The organism is Paenibacillus sp. NPDC056722, assembly GCF_042790635.1.
In the GTDB taxonomy this organism is placed as follows: Bacteria; Bacillota; Bacilli; order Paenibacillales; family Paenibacillaceae; genus Paenibacillus_AQ; species Paenibacillus_AQ agri.
This window is the reverse complement of record NZ_JBHTYV010000001.1, coordinates 782,393-798,946: the sequence shown is the minus strand read 5'-3', so window position 1 is coordinate 798,946 and position 16,554 is coordinate 782,393. Positions and strand designations below refer to the sequence as shown.

Sequence of the window (16,554 nt, the reverse complement as noted above, 5' to 3'; positions counted from 1 at the left end):
CAAAGGCGCTATTTTTCACATGAGGCTGCTCCGGCACATGTAGTGGACTCAGGTGACGCTATTTCGTCCCAAACAACCGATTTTGAGCCAAATTTTTGTCAATAAGATCTCTGGAGTCCTTTATCTTCCGGAATGGTTAAATCCAAAGGAAATAAAGTCTCTGGAGTCCGTTGTTTGAGCAAGTAAGTGCTAATTTTGAGAGGGATTCGTTTTATATACTCGCTTTTAAGGAGGAGCTGGGATGGGAGAGGCGTTATTATCCATAACAAATCTGAATAAACGGTTTGAGACGGCGGGCGGGTCTGTTCAGGCCCTTCACAATGTAGATTTGCAAGTGCAGCAAGGGGAGTTTATTACAGTCATTGGTCCCAGCGGCTGCGGCAAAAGCACCTTACTCCGAATCGTTGCCGGACTAGACAGCGGCTATACGGGCAATGTGACTCTTGAGGGTAGCGAGATTGGCGGCCCCGGAATCGATAAAGGCTTTATATTTCAGGAGCATCGGCTGTTTCCATGGCTGACTGTGGAGAAGAATATCGCTTCCGATTTGTCGCTGAAGAATAAAGAAGTCCGGCAGAGGGTAGATGAGCTGATTGAACTGGTGAAGCTGAAGGGCTTCGAGAAGTCTTATCCGCGTGAGCTGTCCGGCGGGATGGCCCAGCGTGTGGCGATTGCTAGAGCGCTGCTGCGGAGTCCGAAAATTCTGCTGCTGGATGAGCCATTTGGGGCGCTGGATGCCTTCACCCGGGCGCATATGCAATCGGTATTGCTGGACATTTGGCGCACCAACAAGACGACGATGATCTTTGTAACCCACGATATTGATGAGGCTGTTTTCCTGGGTAACCGGGTAGTTATTCTGGAACCGCGGCCAGGCAAAATCCGTCAGATTGTCCCTATAGATCTGCCGTATCCGCGCAAGAAGACGACCTCATCCTTTCAGGAGCTGCGGCTCCGGGTGCTGAATCAGTTCGAGAAGGTGGATGAGCTGGAACTCACGGACGGGGCAGGGATCTGACGCAGGCATTTGAAGCAGAGATTTGTTGCCTCGGTAAAACTAATGAAAAATAGCCAAGGCAATGAAACAGCAGTGATGGAGCAATGTAGAGCGGTAATTAGCGAATTAGAGCAGTATAGAAGTAGAATTAATACAGCATTGAAGCAGCATTAAATCAAAAAATCAGCACTAAAGCAGCACTATAAGTCGACCATACCACTTGGAGACTTCCTGAAGAAATCTTTCGGGAGTCTCTTTTTTTATAGTACAAGAGGTTTGGAAAAGAACAGGAGGAGAGCATTCATGAGCAACCGTACTGCAGCGGTGCACGCAGCAAGAGGACCAGGAAAGGCCGCAACATTAGGGCTGGCCTTGCTACTCCCGGGAAGTGTACTGATTCTGTGGCAGACATTAGGTCATTATGGAATCATCTCCGAGATGCTGTTTCCGACACCGTATACCATTGGCGAGTCTTTCTGGAATCTGGCAGTTTCAGGTGATCTTTGGGTCAATCTGAGAATCAGTGCGGCCCGGGCACTTAGCGGGTTTGTACTTGGCGGGGGGCTTGGACTGCTGTTAGGGCTACTGGTCGGCTTGTTCCGAAGGTCGGAGAAGCTGCTCGACCCGTCGCTGCAGATGATTCGGATGATCCCGAGCCTTGCGGTGGTGCCGCTATTCATCCTTTGGTTCGGTATCGGCGAGGAATCTAAGGTATTACTGATTGCCAAGGGTGCTTTTTTCCCGCTCTATATCAATACATTTGTAGGCATCCGCGGTGTGGACAACAAGCTGTTCGAGGTCACTCGGGTGCTAGGTTACAGTCGGCTGAAACAGATTTCCAGATTGGTGCTGCCCGCAGCACTGCCAAATGTCGTTCTTGGCGTACGCCTGTCGCTTGGATTGTCCTGGCTTGGGCTGGTGGTGGCGGAGCTTATCGCTTCAAGCTCAGGTATCGGCTATATGATGTCGGATGCCCGCCAATTTGCCGACACGCCGGTGGTATTCGTGGGGATTCTGGTCTTCGCAGTAGCCGGGCTGCTGAGTGATACCGTCGTCCGCTTGATCGAGCGCAGGCTATTGAGATGGAAAGACAACTTTCAAGGATAGGAGGAGTGCAGCATGAGCGATGGTGTAGAAATCATTATCAATCAGGCCAAAGCAGTCAGAGAGGCCCATGATTATAGTGGAACGGCACCCATATGGTCCAAAAAGAAGACCAAGACGGCCCCGGTTGTTTGGAGACCATTGCTGTCTGATCTAGGGATTGGTGCCTTGATCCCAGTCGTGACTGTGGCTGTCTGGCAGTTGGCTGGCAGCGCCGGGTGGATCTCGGGTGAGTTCTTACCCACACCGTTATCCATTGCGAGGTCTTTTGTCGAACTGTTCTCCAGCGGCCAACTGCTTCACCATCTAGGGGTGAGTATCGGCAGGGCGGGAATTGGTTTTCTGATCGGCGGTATCCTGGGGCTGTTATTCGGCGTATTAACCGGATTGTTCCGTAGCGCGGAATATGTGTTGGACCCGAGTGTACAGGTGCTGCGCCTTGTTCCACACCTTGCGATAGCGCCGCTAATTATCCTTTGGTTTGGTTTTGGAGAAGTCTCCAAGGTAGCTATTATTATGAGCGGCTCTTTCTTTCCGCTCTACATTAATACATTTGCCGGTATTCGCGGTGTGGATAACAAGCTGTTCGAGGTGGCACGTGTGCTTGGGTTCAGTCCATCTCAAAAGCTGCTACGACTGATTTTACCGGCGGCACTTCCCAGTATTTTGCTTGGCTTACGTCTGTCACTGGCTGTTGCCTGGATTGGTCTCGTCGTTGCCGAATTGATCGGTTCACAATCAGGGGTTGGCTTCCTTATCAATGAAGCGAAGCAGAACTCCCATACGGAAATCATTTTTGTAGGCATTATTATTTTCGCGGTTGTTGGTAAGCTGATTGACTCTCTTTTTAAGGTGATTGAACGGAAATTTCTGTTCTGGCGCGAAAGCTACCAAGGTTAAACAATTTGAGGAGGTCTATGCATATGAGCGTAGTAGCACAAAAAGGATCGTTGTATTTGACGGCAGACGTTCTGGTGATTGGTGGAGGTCCGGCAGGAACCTGGGCGGCGCTTACAGCAGCCGCTAAAGGTGCTAAAGTTGTGCTGGCCGACAAGGGGTACTGCGGATCAAGCGGTGCAACGGCGCCTTCTGGCACCGGCGTTTGGTACGTGAACCCAGACAAAAAGCTGCGTGAAGATGCCAAGACCAGCCGCTTTGAATTGGGTGGACGACTGGCAGAGGACCGCTGGATGAACCGGGTGCTGGATCGTACGTATGAGAATATGAATCGGCTCGGTGTGGCAGGGTATCCTTTCCCGCTAGATGAGCACGGTAACCAGCACCGCCGGAGTCTGCAAGGACCGGAATACATGCGCTTAATGCGGAAGCTGGTCAAGAAGGCCGGGGTCAAGATTCTGGATCATAGTCCGGTTCTGGAACTGCTGGCTGACGGTCATGGCGTTGCCGGTGCGGCTGGTGTGCAGACGCAGACCGGTGAGACCTGGTCTGTGCAAGCAGGGGCAGTGGTGATTGCCACTGGCGGATGCGCGTTTCTGAGTAAGGCGCTGGGCTGCAACGTCCTGACCGGAGACGGGTACCTCTTCGCAGCTGAGGCGGGGGCAGCCCTGTCAGGAATGGAATTTTCGAATGCTTACGCGATCAGCCCTACCTTTTCCTCGGTTACCAAGACGGCTTATTACAACTATGCCAGCTTCTATTATGAGGATGGTAGTGTGATTGAAGGGGCGGGCTCGAAGAAAGGCCGGTCGGTCATTGCCCGCAACCTGCTGGCCGGGCGTCAGGTGTTCGCCAAGCTGGATGGAGCGCCGGAAGATCTGCAGCCGCTTCTACGGGTGGCGCAGACGAACTTTTTCTTGCCCTTTGACCGTCTCGGGATCAATCCCTTCAAGGATGCGTTCCCGGTTACACTGCGGCTGGAAGGCACCGTGCGAGGCACGGGCGGCATCCGCATCACGGATGAGAGCTGTGGCACAGGCGTCCCCGGCCTCTACGCAGCCGGCGATGCGGCTACGCGTGAGTTGATTTGCGGAGGCTTCACTGGCGGCGGCAGCCATAATGCTGCCTGGGCAATGTCCTCCGGTTCTTTTGCCGGGGAAGGTGCTGCTAACCATGCGCTGGGTCTGGGTAGACATGCGGAGGACCGCACGCCATCGGGTCTGTCTTCCTCATCACTGGTGGAGCAGCAGGTGAAGCCGGGAACAGCGGCCCGGACAGCGGAGCTTGTCTCAGCAGTGCAGGCGGAAGTGAAGCCTTATGACATCAATCTTTTCCGGACCGAGAAGGGGCTGACTTCTTCGCTGGAACGTCTGGGAGGATTGTGGAAAGAACAGCGTAATACGGAAATTCAGCGTACACCTGAAGGGGCCAAAGCGCGGGAGGTTCAGGCGATGACGGCGACAGCCCGCTGGATGTATAGCTCTGCACTTGCTCGAACAGAGACGCGCGGAATGCATAAGCGGGAGGATTATCTAAAGATTGATCAACAGCAGCATCATCGCCTCATCAGCGGTGGCCTGGATGACGTATGGGTCAAGCGGGAAGAGGTAGCGAAGGAGAGTGTTCTTCTGTGATTGAAGTCCTCAGTGCAGATAGTTGTATATCATGCAACCAATGTGTAGCGGTCTGTCCGACCAACGTATTCGAACGGGTGGAGGATGGAATCCCCGTCATTGCCCGGCAGAGTGATTGCCAGACCTGCTTCATGTGCGAGTTATACTGCCCGGTGGATGCGCTGTATGTAGATCCTGACGCCGAAGCCGTTTCAGGCGTGACCGAGGCAGAACTGCAGGAGCGGGGACTGCTTGGCGGGTACCGTGAAAAGGTAGGTTGGGGCCGAGGCCGGCAGCCGGTCGCGGGCCATGACTTTATGTATCAACTGTCGCGAAGAGCGGGGTTTTAAAGTTCAAATACAGGGTGAAGTTAAGATTCAAGCAGAAGACGAGAAACCAGAAACCAGGCGTTATTCTGGTGAAGTACCTGTCTTTTTAAGAGTGAAAAAGGGTCCAATCTCCCAACTAACAGCATTATTGCACCTTATTTTTCTTCATTATAGGAAAATCAGGGGAATAAGGGCATTTTTGTACCTTATTTTTCGAAAAATCACGCTGGACGGGTATTCTGGAAGATTTAAGGTACAATATTGCACTTAATCTCCGTTAATCCTTAGATGCAGAATAATTAGGGTGCAAAAATGCCGTTAATTACACTCTGGAAATAGTTTTTAGGCTCTGTTTGTTATTTTTATGCGTTCTATCTAGCTGTAAAGATACACAAAGCTGAAAGCATGTCTGGAAATCGTATCGGCAATATTGTCTTCATATTCATTCCAACATTCAACATCGAGGGGAGAAGCAACAATGGCAAAGGCATTCAGAGAGAATCAAGGGGGACAGGGCAAACGGCTGCGTTTGCTGCTCATCGCAAGTGCAGTCATGGTTATGATGGTGCTTCAGGCGTGCGGCAACAACGCGGGATCAGGTGGTGGCAAGGAAGCATCCGCTCCGGCAGGTGGAGAGAAGGCTGAGGCTGCGAGCGGCGAGGCATCGGGAAATGTGCCTGCGACGCTTAACTTTGGCTATATCGGCTCCAACAAGCTGAATCTTCCAGGCGGAGCAGAAGGCTGGGGCTTTCACAAGGGAATTATCCAGGAAGAGCTGAAGAAACACGGTATTACTGAAGTGAAGCTTACCGGCTTCCCGAACGGACCCGACCAAACGGAATCCCTGATCAGCGGGCGGCTGGATGCCGGAAGCCTTGGTGATACACCTGCCATTATAGCGTATGCCTCTGGAGCAAAGACACGTCTCATCTCCCAATCCTCGGCGCATAGCGTTGGATATCTGATTGGCAAGAAGAATGGTGCCAAGACTGTCAAGGAGCTTCAAGGCAAGACCATCGCCATCCAAAAAGGCTCCTTCATGCACCGCTATATAGCTGGATTGCTGAAGGAAGAGGGAGTGACAGGTGTTAAGCTTGTGCATATGCTGACTCCTGATGGAACAGCTGCCTTGGCCCGCGGAGATGTGGATGCCATCACCAATACAGGTGTGCCTGCACTTAAGCTGATTGATGAAGGCTATACCCTTTTGGACGATGCCACCCAGCACCCAACCCTTCTAGGTACAAGTGCAACCGTAGCGTCTGATGACTACTTGGCGAAGTTCCCTGATTTCCCGAAGGTATGGAATGAAGCGCGCGAGAAAGCCTTGGCTGACTTGAAGCAGCATGAGGACGAATATTATCAATTCCTTGCGGATATCGGTAATACAACGCCAGAGCTGGTGAAGAAAGTGAGTCCGATCAGCGATATCAAGGATACCGCGTTTACGGAGGAAGGCACGAAGCTGCTGGAAGGCACGAAGAACTTCCTGGTGGAAGAGAAGCTTGCTAAAAAAGATTTTAAGATCAGTGATTGGCAGCTGAAATAGCACTCAATAGCACTCAAATAGCACTCAATATCACCAAGAACAGAAGGTCTATGGGACATGGCCTGTAAATAAGGGGGAAACCGAATGTCTCAGCAGGATCAACAGTGGACGGCGGATGTGCTGGTGTTGGGCGGTGGACCGGCGGGAGCCTGGGCAGCTTGGAAAGCCGCCTCGCAAGGAGCAAAGGTCATACTGGCGGACAAAGGCTATCTGGGTACCAGCGGTGCAACCGCGCCTGGTGGAACTACGCTGCTCGTCATTCCGCCGGTGGCAGATTTGCGGGAGCAGGCTGTTCAGGCCCGGCTCCGGGCAGGCGGATATTTATCCGAAAATGCCTGGATTCACCGGGTTCTGGACCAGGTAGAGCATAATCTGGAACTGGTGGCCCAGTGGGGATATCCATTCCCTAAGGATGGGGAGGGCAAGCCGCTCCGGACGCATCTGCACGGGCCGGAATATATGCAAATCATGCGGCGGACGGTGCGCAAGGCTGGGGTTAAAATTATGGACCAGTCTCCAGCGCTGGAACTGCTGCATGACGAGCATGGTGTCGGTGGTGCACGCGGTATCAACCGCTTGACCGGCGAGACTTGGGAGATCCGGGCCAATGCCGTCGTCATGGCTACCGGCGGCTGCGCCTTTCTCAGCAAAGGTCTGGGCTGCAATGTGCTGACCGGGGAAGGGCTGCTGATGTCTGCCGAGACGGGTGCGGAGCTGTCCGGCATGGAATTCAGCCGCCAATATGCACCAAGCTTCGCCGACGGGACCGTCACCCGAGGGCGCATGCTGGCTTGGGCCACGCTGTATGATGCGGGCGGACGGCCGCTGCACAAGGGAGACCGCACCTTTGGCAGCCTGCCGGAGCTGATGCAGCAAGGTCCTGTCTATGCCTGCCTTGATCTGGCCGATACGGCGGAGAAAAGGGAGTTCCTCCGCCGGGCCCACCCGATCTTCTTCATGCCGCTGGAACGGGCCGGGATTGACCCGTTCCGGCACAAGTTCCCGCTAACCCTTCGCTACGAAGGGACCATGCGCGGTACCGGCGGCTTGCGCCTTACGGGCAGCGACTGCGCCACCACTGTCCCCGGCTTATATGCCGCCGGGGATGCCGCCTCGCGCGAGAAGGTCACCGGCGCGATCTCCGGCGGCGGAGCCTACAACGCTTCCTGGGCCATGTGCAGCGGAAGCTGGGCCGGGCAGGGCGCCGCGCAGTATGCGCTGGCCCAGCCAAGAGGCGCAGACAGCCGGCGGCTGATCGCGGCAGGCCGCTATGGTTTGCCGGCTGGCGCCACCCACAGCAGGGCGCTGGACGCAAAGCCGCTGATCGCGGCTGTCCAGCGGGAAATCCTGCCGCTGCGGATTAACTACTTCCGCAGCGTGCCAGTCGTCCAGTCCGCCTTGCAGCGGCTGACGGACCTCATGCCCAGCCTGCACGGGAGAATCGCACCATCGGTGCAAGGAACCGTGCAGTCAAGAGAAGCGGCCGCCATGCTGATCGTCGGCCGCTGGATCTACACCGCTGCACTGGCCCGCAAGGAGAGCCGGGGCTTGCAAAGTCTGGCGGAATATCCCGCCTTGGACCCGCGCCAGACCCACCGGCTGATCCTCTCCGGTATCGAGCAGATACGCACCAGCACAGAGAGCGTGCCTCACGCTCATGAGCTGGGAAGACTTCAGGAGGAGCGGGCGATATGATCGAGCTAGTCAGCAAGGACCGCTGCATCGGGTGCAGCTTATGCGTGAAGGTCTGTCCTACCAATGTATTCGAGATGCAGGGCAAGCTGCCCGTCATCGCCCGGCAGGACGACTGCCAGACCTGCTTCATGTGCGAAGCTTATTGTCCTGTGGATGCGCTATATGTGGCGCCACAGGGTGAGTGTTCCGTCGAGGTGAACGAGGAGGAACTGGTGTCATCCGGGCTTCTGGGAAGCTGGCGGGCCGAAATCGGCTGGAGCCGGGATTCCGTGTCCACGATGGCGGAGCGGGATACGACGCCTTTTTTCGAGACCTTCACGGAGCAATATAGGGGCAGGTAAGAGGCGGACGTCCGCATGCGTTTTTTTCTCCCTTCTTTTCTTCCCCTTCAGGAGCAATATAGGAGCAGGGAAGAGAGGGCAACTGAACGCTTGAGTAATTACTTAAAGGGATTGGAACAGATTCGGCCTGGCCGGAGCTTCCAATCCCTTTTTGTGCTGAATAGATGACGGCAGATATCCTTACACGATCTCTTTTTGCACCTGATTTCGCTCCAGCAGCAGCCATATTTCATCCGCGATCTCTTCAGCGGAATAGGGTATTTCGTTCATAATCCACCATTCCACGACCCCTACAGCGGCTGATGTCAGGAAGCGGACCAGAATTTCTTTGTTGGCGTGCTGATTGATACGATCCATGGAGATCTGGCTGCTGATGCCCTGCATCATCATCTGCTGCATGTTTTGCCAGAAGTAGAACAAGCCTTTGTTATTGAGCATGGAATAATAAAACAAATAATGCTTCTCTATATATTCAAAGGCCCGCAGCAGCGAATCTCTGATCGGTAGATGGTGATCTTCATGATTTTCCGGAACACACAGCCCCCGCAACACCTCGGAGTGCTCCTCAATGCATTTCTCCAGGAGATTATATTTATCCATGTAATGTAAGTATATGGTACCTCGGTTAAGGTTGGCCCGTTCAGAGATTTGGTTAATGGTGATTTCTTCGAACTTCTTTTCGGCCATCAGCTCAATAAATGCCTTTTTAATGGCTGACCGGGTTTTTAGTATGCGCCTGTCCATCTTTAACCTCCAATTTCTATTTCTGATTGATAGATTTTGAACAACAAGCTGTAGTTCTGTTGATTAATAAACAATTCCGCAGACATTAGCGATTGAATCCGGGCAACCCAGCCTTTAGATTTGATTTTATAGAACGGTTGTTTATAAATCAACAATTGTCAATCTAATATCGACTGGAGGAACAACAATGAAAGCTATAATTTTTAATGAATATGGAACCCCGGATGTGCTAAGAGAAGAGGAGGTTGCGATTCCGGTCATCCATGATGATGAAGTGTTGGTAGAGATGTATACCACGTCAGTTAATCCTGTGGACTGTTACATTCGTTCCGGACAGGTGCAGGAGATGTTTCCAGTAGATTTTCCACACATTTTGGGTGTTGATATTGCCGGAATCGTCCAGGCGACAGGGAAGAATGTAGATCACCTACAACCAGGGGATCGGGTCTTCGGGCTTGTGGATTCCGGAAGCTATGCAGCGTATGCAAGAGTAGATAAATCTGCTGTGGTCCGTATCTCTCCCAATATTTCTTTTGCTGAAGCCGGCGCTTTGCCCGCAGTTTCGATTACAGCCTGGCAATCGCTTTTTCACTACGGTCAGCTCCGTAAAGGAGAACGTATATTAATTCACGCCGCAGCTGGTGGTGTAGGGCACATCGCGATACAGTTGGCTAAATGGGCAGGAGCCTATGTCATAGGAACGGCAAGCTCGCGGAATCATGATTTTGTTAGACAGCTCGGTGCAGATGAGGTTATTGATTATACTGCTGTTGATTTTACTGAAGTTGTGCATGCTGTGGATGTCGTCATTGATGGTGTTGGCGGTGAGGTTGAGAATATGAGCTTTAAAGTTCTCAAGGAGGGAGGCAAGCTAATCTCGCTGATTAACCGGGCCATTACGAGAAATGCTTCCCGGAGTGATGTCGAGGCAAGATTTGCGCTCATTCAGCCCCATGCAAGTGATTTTGCGCAGATTGAAGAATGGGTTAGAGAGCATAAACTGAAGGTTCATATTAACGGTGTTGTTCCACTGTCACAGAAGGGAGTGGCCGAGGCGCACCGGAAAAGCGAAAGCCGTCATATCAACGGCAAGTTGGTTATCCAAATCAAGGAATAGGTTATGTGAAAATACTTAACAGGTTTATAAAAGTGCTGCGGCAGTTTTGTAAACCTGTTTTTTTCCTTTCTATTCTCCATTGACACCTAACTCTGATTATATTACTTTAATTAGAGTATTTAAAATAAAGTATAAGGTGGAGCTGGAGTATGAAATCATTTCTGAAGCACAAAGGGATTTTGGGTGGCGTCTTTATGATGATCTTTTATCAGATCATCATGATCGGGATTTTTATGGGCGGGTATAGCTCGATGCCTAAGGATATCGACAAGCTTACTGTGGCCATTGTTAACGAGGATCAGCAGGCTGGGGCAACGTTTGTGAAGGAGATTCAGGCGCAAATGCCTTTTCATGTCGTAACGAATCTGTCACTGGAACAGGCTAAGCAAGAGCTGGAGGATCGCAGCACCCATCTGGTGATGCATATTCCGCAGGATTTTACGCAGAAGCTGTCTGCGCAGGGAGAACAGGTGAAACTGGATTTTTTCATTAACCAGTCTAATCCCGCTACTGTAAGCAGTACCATGCAGAATGTTGTCACCCAGATCACGAACAAGATTAGCACGCAATTACAGACCCAGAGCTTCGATGGTATTCTGCAAGGTATGAAAGTGCCTGAAGCCCAGGCGCAGCAGATGGTTGCTGGTGTAATGAATAAGGTGGATGCCAATGTCGTGACGACCAATCCACAGCCAGCTGGAATGCACAATCAGATGGCTCCAATGTTCCTGACGATGTCTTCCTATGTGGGCGCGATGATTTATTCCATGATGAGTATTGGCGCTTTGAATCAGTTGAGATCCCGCCTTGGCAAATGGAAAGCCTTCTTGTCCCTGCAAGGTGTCAATGTGCTGATATCCTTGATAGCCCCGCTTGTCGGCGTTTCATTGTACTTCGCGGTTCATGGTTATGGTGCAGAGACATTTATGAAAGTGTGGATGGTGCATTCACTGGAAATGTTCGTGGCTATTGAGTTTACGAGTATTTGCTGCCTGCTGCTGGGCCAGGCGGGGATGCTTCTGAATTTACCAATTCTGCTGACCCAGACGATTGCCAACGGTTCCGTGGTTCCACAGGAAATGATGAGCGGAGTGTTCAAGGCTGTCAGCTACATTTCCCCGATGTTCTATACACTGCATCTGGATTACAACTTGCTGTTCGGCGGCGGCAAAACGGGGGTATATCTCACAGGCCTAGTGCTAGTCGGTCTTGGAGCGCTGTTAATTAATACGCTGATCCATCTGTTCAAGACAGTAAAACAGCCTAAAGAAGCAATAGAACCTGCACCGCAGCCGCTTTTCATGTAAAATAACAATAGCGGGCTCAGAAATCTCCTCGTGGGCCCCTTTTAAATATGCATGAAGGAGAGGACACTATTGTCGCTTCAAATATTTATCCTGGGTATGCTGAGTGAGGGTGAGCATCATCCTTATGACATTAAGAAGAACCTCAAACCACTGGACAACACGGTGTCCATCAACGACGGGACGCTGTATTATAACTTCGAGGTGTTGTTGAAGAAGGGGCTTATAAAGAAGCTCAAAGTGGTGCAATCTGACAATCGTCCTGAGAAGACCACCTACGGTATCACGGACAAGGGAAGGATAATTCTGGAAGAGGAAATATATGATGTTTTCAAAAATTTCAGCGATATCCGATCACTGTATTCCTCGTTGCTATTTCTGGATAAGGTCGATCCCCATAAACTTGCTTATGTCATTGAGGAGGCCATCGAGAAGCTGAACAAAAAGGTCAGCCTCATAGAAGAAACCGATCCTGAGCTCACTATTATTCCGGTGGAGAGACGGGAAGCCGTTAGTCTGATTATGGATCATGCGAACCAAACGTATCAAAAGGATATCAACTGGCTCCATAAGGTGCTGACCACTGTCCGTGAGCGCGCCGGGGCTGAATAACAGCACAACAAAGGCTACTTCTAGTTACCGGGAGTGAGAACTGTGAAAATCGCCAGATTCGATCATTTGGTGCTGACTGTCCGCGATGTAGAGGCTTCCTGCCGCTTTTATGGCGAAGTCCTTGGGATGGAGATCATCTCATTCGGACAGGACAGGAAAGCAGCAAAGTTTGGACAACAAAAGATCAATTTCCAGCAGGTTGGCCAGGAGATTGACCCGAAAGCTAAGCGGCCGACGATGGGGTCCGGCGATTTCTGTCTGATTACCAGTGATTCACTGAATGATGTAAAAAAGCATTTGGCAGAGCAGGGTGTCAAGATTGAATTGGGTCCGGTAGAGCGTACAGGCGCACTTGGGCCGATGTACTCCATTTATATCAGGGATCCTGATGAGAATCTGGTTGAAATCTCTTCATATGAACCCTATGTGCGCATGCAAGGGAAATAAAAAGGATTATATTTTTATGCAGACAGCTCCTATTTAAGGGCTGTCTTTTTCCATTTCTAAAGGGAAGACAGGTTTCTTATTTGAATAATGTTTCATAAAAACATATCTTCTTTGGATATTTGTGGAGAGTTGGATTTCGTAGCCTGAGATTGGCAAGTAGACCTTGATCTAACTGGGCAAAAGGGATATCCAGTGTGTTGGAGTTGACTTTTAATCATCGCTATCACCTCTAGGGTGTTAGTTGTATAATCATGGAAGGAGAATGTGGTTATTAAAGTTCAAGGCAGAGATACATAAAGACTATAAAAAGGCGGACTCTTGAATGAATTATGAATTGTTACGAGCTACTAAAAAAGAAAAAGAAATCATAAAAAACTTAATGCAATTTTATATTTATGACTTTTCTGAATTTGTAAAATGTGATGTTGAAGAAGATGGACTTTTTGGGGCTTATCCTTATTTAGACGAATATTGGGAAGAAGTTAATCAACGGTTTCCTTATGTCATTAAACAAGATAAAAAATATGCAGGATTTGTGTTAGTAAGGTTCATTGAATCAGAAGAACGTAATTATTTTTCAATCGCAGAGTTCTTTATTATGAAGAAGTATAGAAAAGAAGGAATTGGTAAAGCAGTAGCCAAACAACTATTCGATTTACACAAGGGCGACTGGGAGGTTTATCAATTAGAAAGTAACCGACCAGCTCAAGCTTTTTGGAACAAAACCATTAACGAATACACTAAAGGGGAATTTAAAGAACGATTCGAAAACGGTCGAAGAATACAAGATTTTAGTAGTTAATTAAAGACCCACAAAGTAGAAAGAGTTGATTGTTCTGAATCATCAATGTCCAATGCGGTTTGACGGAGTGGTATGTAGAAAAACCTGAGAATTTCAAATGAAATCTACGGTAGACGCTTTTAATTTATTCTAAATCCAAGACATGGTAAAAAGCTAAGCTCATCGCCCTCGGTTTAGTCATTGTTGAATAAGGTTAAGGGGCAAAGAGGTTGGCAAATCGGACATTTAACACACAAAGAGGTATCCTCCAGCCATTCACGGCTTGGAGGATACCTCTTTGTTTTATTTTCCAAATAATTAATATTTTTTACCTAATCGTGTCAATAAGAGCCTTCATGCGTACCGGAATCTCTTCGCGCAGTTCTGGCCAGGAGACAAATGTCTCCTCAGGCAAGGGATAGGGAACATATTCGAACGAAGGCTGAAAACTGAAGGTTCGTAAATGCGCTTCGGCTGGGGGATCGATATGTACTCCTGGCTTGAATTCACCACTGAACATGTCCGGTTCCAGCACACCTTCGATTCCCGCTTCTTCCTGGCAGCATCTCTCGACGTTCGGGAGCAGCCGGAACAATTCTTCATGTGCGGCCATGGCGTGTTTACCAGGCTGAACATAGATTTTGATCACACCCTCATCTGTCAAATTGCTGCGGTCGCGCATTAATCCTACCAGAAAATGGCCATGGAAGCTGACTTCAGCGTACTCGATGCCACCGTCATGATTCAGGTATACCCAAACATGCTCCAAGTCATAAATATGTTGAATGTCATAATCGTAATAAATAGCGTACTCAATGACCAGGCTATACTTGCTGGTATCGACATGGACGATCCGGTCAAAAGAAACTGAGGGTGCGGTCGTCTCAAACACAGTGACTCCTACACGATGCGGTTTGAAGGGCTCCCGGCGGTCCAAATATAGTAACGGTGCAACGCGAAGTACAGTGTCCCAGAAGGGACGAAGATGGTCGACAACAGGCATTAGCAAAACCTCCAAGAAATAATGATTGATTTTTTTGTCCTATTCATTGTAACATTGGATTAAGCGCTTTACCTATACAATGAATATAAAATGATTGCATTTACATTTATTTAATTTTGATAAGCGCTTAACTCACAAATAGGGAGGATACAATGACTACTATCCGCTTAACAATGGCACAGGCCCTATTAAGATTTCTGGATCAACAGTACATTTCCTGCGACGGAGTAGAAACAAAATTTGTTGCCGGGGTAATGGGAATCTTTGGTCATGGCAATGTAACCGGTCTTGGTGAGGCCCTGGAGCGAAGCTCAGGCAGCCTGAATTTCATCCAAGGCAAGAACGAACAGGGGATGGCACATGCGGCCACCGCGTTCGCTAAACAACACAATCGCAAACAAATTTATGCCTGCACCACTTCCATTGGTCCCGGTGCTTTGAATATGGTTACTGCAGCCGGAACGGCAACGGTCAACCGCATTCCGCTGCTGCTTCTTCCGGGTGACAACTTTGCTTCCAGACAGCCTGACCCGGTACTACAGCAACTTGAAGCCGGTCATGACTATACTATTTCGGCAGCCGACGCTTTTAAGCCGGTGAGCAGATTTTGGGACCGCATTGTCCGCCCTGAACAACTGATGACTTCGGCACTGAACGCGATCCGCGTGCTTACAGATCCGGCCGAGACTGGCGCGGTTACTCTGGCACTGCCACAGGATGTGCAGGCTGAAGCTTATGATTATCCGGCATCCTTCTTCGAGAAGCGTGTGCATTATGTAGAACGCCAACAACCGGCTCCCCAGACTCTGGAGAGAGCGATTGCCCTTGTGAAGTCCAAACGCAAGCCAATGATCGTCGCCGGTGGAGGCGTTAAATATTCAGAGGCGACGAAAGCGCTTGCTGAATTTGCAGAGAAATTTGGTATTCCGGTATCGGAAACACAGGCAGGCAAGGGCTCCTTGCCTTGGAACCACCCGCTCAACGTTGGTGGAGTTGGCGTGACCGGTGCTTTGGCCGCCAACAAGGTAGCCAAAGAAGCAGATTTGATTATTGGCATCGGCACAAGATATTCCGACTTTACGACCTCATCCAAATCTGCGTTTCATCCGGAAGCGCAGTTCCTGAATATCAACATCAACCGTATGGATGGCGCCAAGCTTGACGGCGTAGCCTTGACGGGAGATGCGAAGACGGTCATCCTTCAGCTCCTGGAAGGCTTGAGTGCTGCAGGTTATAGCAGTTCTTATGCTGACGGGCAGATCACTGCGCTTGGTACCGAGTGGAAGAATGAGGTAGACCGACTGTACGAACTGGAACATCCAGAAGGCTTCGCTCAGACGCGCGCACTTGGCGTCATCAACGAGACGATTGGCGACGAAGCCGTTATTGTCTGTGCGGCAGGCAGCTTGCCGGGCGACCTTCACCGCCTGTGGCGGGTCGGACAGCCAAAGGGCTACCACATGGAATATGGCTTCTCCTGTATGGGATATGAGGTCAGCGGAGCTTTCGGCGTTGCACTTGCAGAGCCGGAACGTGATGTGTACGCCTTTGTCGGAGACGGCAGTTATCTGATGCTCCATTCCGAACTGGTCACAAGCCTCCAGGAAGGGCGCAAGATCACTGTGCTGCTATTCGACAATCATGGTTATCAATGTATTCATAACCTGCAGCGCGGACATGGCAGTGACGGCTTCGGCAACGAGTTCCGTTATCGTGAACAGAGTACAGGCCGCTACACAGGGGCGCCGCTCCCGATTGATTTTGCAGCTCATGCCCGCAGCCTTGGCGCAGCCGCATACAAAGCGACTACACCAGAAGAACTTGAGCAAGCCCTCAAGGCAGCGAAGGAAGAAACACGCACTACATTAATTGAAATTCCGGTTCTTGCCGGTACAAATACCGACGGTTATGAATCCTGGTGGAATGTAGGGGTTCCCGCCGTTTCCTCGAGCACTAAAGTTACGGATGCGCATCAGGCAATGAACGAGAAGTTATCTCAGGCGAGAGTCTACTAGGAGGAC

The 16,554-nt window shown here is 50.4% G+C and carries 16 protein-coding genes; 14 read left to right on the top strand and 2 right to left on the bottom strand.

Annotated features, from left to right (window positions below; all coding sequences use genetic code 11):
* Positions 1–241 precede the first annotated feature (241 nt).
* The 8 genes from ACFRAM_RS03810 to ACFRAM_RS03775 all read left to right on the top strand — a co-directional run bounded on the left by ACFRAM_RS03810 (position 242) and on the right by ACFRAM_RS03775 (position 8,525).
* Positions 242–1,018, top strand: a complete 777-nt coding sequence (locus ACFRAM_RS03810) for an ABC transporter ATP-binding protein (RefSeq protein ID WP_379464596.1) — start codon at positions 242–244, stop codon at positions 1,016–1,018.
* A 282-nt stretch (positions 1,019–1,300) separates the two neighbouring features.
* Positions 1,301–2,104: an ABC transporter permease gene (locus ACFRAM_RS03805; protein ID WP_379464595.1), complete on the top strand. Its 804-nt coding sequence runs from the start codon at positions 1,301–1,303 to the stop codon at positions 2,102–2,104.
* A gap of 12 nt (positions 2,105–2,116) precedes the next feature.
* Positions 2,117–3,001 (top strand): ABC transporter permease, encoded by an 885-nt coding sequence (locus tag ACFRAM_RS03800; RefSeq protein ID WP_379464594.1) that lies wholly within the window; start codon positions 2,117–2,119, stop codon positions 2,999–3,001.
* A 23-nt stretch (positions 3,002–3,024) separates the two neighbouring features.
* Positions 3,025–4,632, top strand: coding sequence for an FAD-dependent oxidoreductase (locus ACFRAM_RS03795; protein ID WP_379464593.1), 1,608 nt, complete (start codon positions 3,025–3,027; stop codon positions 4,630–4,632).
* Complete coding sequence (locus ACFRAM_RS03790) at positions 4,629–4,961, top strand: 4Fe-4S binding protein (RefSeq protein ID WP_379464592.1); 333 nt, start codon at positions 4,629–4,631, stop codon at positions 4,959–4,961. Before ACFRAM_RS03795 ends, ACFRAM_RS03790 begins: the two co-directional genes overlap by 4 nt.
* Positions 4,962–5,418: 457 nt before the next feature.
* Positions 5,419–6,489, top strand: coding sequence for an ABC transporter substrate-binding protein (locus ACFRAM_RS03785; protein WP_379464591.1), 1,071 nt, complete (start codon positions 5,419–5,421; stop codon positions 6,487–6,489).
* Positions 6,490–6,573: 84 nt separating this feature from the next.
* On the top strand, positions 6,574–8,184 hold the full coding sequence (locus ACFRAM_RS03780) for an FAD-binding protein (RefSeq protein WP_379464590.1): 1,611 nt from the start codon (positions 6,574–6,576) through the stop codon (positions 8,182–8,184).
* The gene (locus tag ACFRAM_RS03775; protein WP_175372445.1) at positions 8,181–8,525 is read left to right on the top strand and encodes a 4Fe-4S binding protein; all 345 of its coding nucleotides are present in this window, start codon (positions 8,181–8,183) and stop codon (positions 8,523–8,525) included. The genes ACFRAM_RS03780 and ACFRAM_RS03775 overlap by 4 nt, the downstream gene beginning before the upstream one ends.
* A 180-nt stretch (positions 8,526–8,705) precedes the next feature.
* On the opposite strand, the gene ACFRAM_RS03770 is transcribed toward ACFRAM_RS03775, so the two are convergent.
* Positions 8,706–9,269, bottom strand: coding sequence for a TetR/AcrR family transcriptional regulator (locus tag ACFRAM_RS03770; protein WP_379464589.1), 564 nt, complete (start codon positions 9,267–9,269; stop codon positions 8,706–8,708).
* A 187-nt stretch (positions 9,270–9,456) separates the two neighbouring features.
* Here ACFRAM_RS03770 and ACFRAM_RS03765 point away from each other — a divergent pair, with 187 nt between their 5' ends.
* The 5 genes from ACFRAM_RS03765 (at position 9,457) to ACFRAM_RS03745 (ending at position 13,551) form a co-directional block, all read left to right on the top strand.
* Positions 9,457–10,386, top strand: coding sequence for an NADP-dependent oxidoreductase (locus ACFRAM_RS03765; RefSeq protein WP_379464588.1), 930 nt, complete (start codon positions 9,457–9,459; stop codon positions 10,384–10,386).
* Positions 10,387–10,535: 149 nt separating this feature from the next.
* On the top strand, positions 10,536–11,693 hold the full coding sequence (locus tag ACFRAM_RS03760; protein WP_379464587.1) for a YhgE/Pip domain-containing protein: 1,158 nt from the start codon (positions 10,536–10,538) through the stop codon (positions 11,691–11,693).
* A 69-nt stretch (positions 11,694–11,762) separates the two neighbouring features.
* Entirely contained in the window at positions 11,763–12,302 is a 540-nt protein-coding gene (locus ACFRAM_RS03755; RefSeq protein ID WP_379464586.1) for a PadR family transcriptional regulator, read from the top strand.
* 42 nt (positions 12,303–12,344) lie between these two features.
* The gene (locus ACFRAM_RS03750; protein WP_379464585.1) at positions 12,345–12,749 is read left to right on the top strand and encodes a VOC family protein; all 405 of its coding nucleotides are present in this window, start codon (positions 12,345–12,347) and stop codon (positions 12,747–12,749) included.
* Positions 12,750–13,071: 322 nt separating this feature from the next.
* Positions 13,072–13,551: a GNAT family N-acetyltransferase gene (locus tag ACFRAM_RS03745; protein ID WP_379464584.1), complete on the top strand. Its 480-nt coding sequence runs from the start codon at positions 13,072–13,074 to the stop codon at positions 13,549–13,551.
* 307 nt (positions 13,552–13,858) lie between these two features.
* Here ACFRAM_RS03745 and ACFRAM_RS03740 read toward each other — a convergent pair whose 3' ends face one another.
* Positions 13,859–14,533 (bottom strand): hypothetical protein, encoded by a 675-nt coding sequence (locus ACFRAM_RS03740; RefSeq protein ID WP_379464583.1) that lies wholly within the window; start codon positions 14,531–14,533, stop codon positions 13,859–13,861.
* A 152-nt stretch (positions 14,534–14,685) separates the two neighbouring features.
* On the opposite strand from ACFRAM_RS03740, the gene iolD reads away from it, so the two are divergent.
* Positions 14,686–16,548 (top strand): 3D-(3,5/4)-trihydroxycyclohexane-1,2-dione acylhydrolase (decyclizing), encoded by a 1,863-nt coding sequence (iolD, locus tag ACFRAM_RS03735; RefSeq protein WP_379464582.1) that lies wholly within the window; start codon positions 14,686–14,688, stop codon positions 16,546–16,548.
* The last annotated feature ends 6 nt before the right edge of the window (positions 16,549–16,554 follow it).